This window comes from Bacillus sonorensis NBRC 101234 = KCTC 13918 (assembly GCF_001592005.1).
Taxonomy (GTDB): Bacteria; Bacillota; Bacilli; order Bacillales; family Bacillaceae; genus Bacillus; species Bacillus sonorensis.
This window is the reverse complement of record NZ_BCVZ01000062.1, coordinates 1-593: the sequence shown is the minus strand read 5'-3', so window position 1 is coordinate 593 and position 593 is coordinate 1. Positions and strand designations below refer to the sequence as shown.

Annotated in this window: 1 protein-coding gene; it reads right to left on the bottom strand. The window is 47.4% G+C overall.

What is annotated here, in order from left to right; all coding sequences use genetic code 11:
• Window positions 1-593, bottom strand: a 593-nt coding sequence (locus BTR1S_RS21485; protein ID WP_156483234.1) for an isopeptide-forming domain-containing fimbrial protein, incomplete at both ends; no start/stop codon positions are given.

Here is a 593-nt window from a genome sequence, read left to right as displayed (position 1 = left end):
CTTGTTCTTATCTGAATCGAGATTCTTCGCTGTTTTCTCAGATTCTAATATTGGATCACGCGGATAGACTTTCACTTCATGGCTCGGCTTGTCAGGTTTGTCAACATTGTCGCTGCCGATCGTCGCCGTATTGACAATGTCTTTGCCCGCTTGGCCGGACTTGACTTTCACTTCGAATGTCACGGTATGCCACTTCGTATCGGCAACATCGCCGAACTGGCCGGCAACTTTGCCGTCGGCATGGTGGCCTTGATCATCGTCTTGATCGTCAGTTACCGCAGTACCGTCTACTATTAAGGTACCAGGGATATATTCCAGCCCTTCCGGAATGGCATCTGAAATGACGAGATTTTTGACAAGGCTGTCTTCGATTGTATTTCGCGTCTGGATCGTGTAAAGAAGCGTGTCTCCTGATTCAGGATGATCGGCATCCTTATTTCCTTCCGCTTTTTCTTGAAGGCTTGCCGTTTTCTTTGATTCAAGCTTAGGATCTTTCGGCTCAACTTTGATGTCTGTTCCAGGCTTATCTGGATCATCGATGTTCCCGCCGTCGACGTTTGCCACGTTTTCAATCGTTTTGCCTATATAACCTG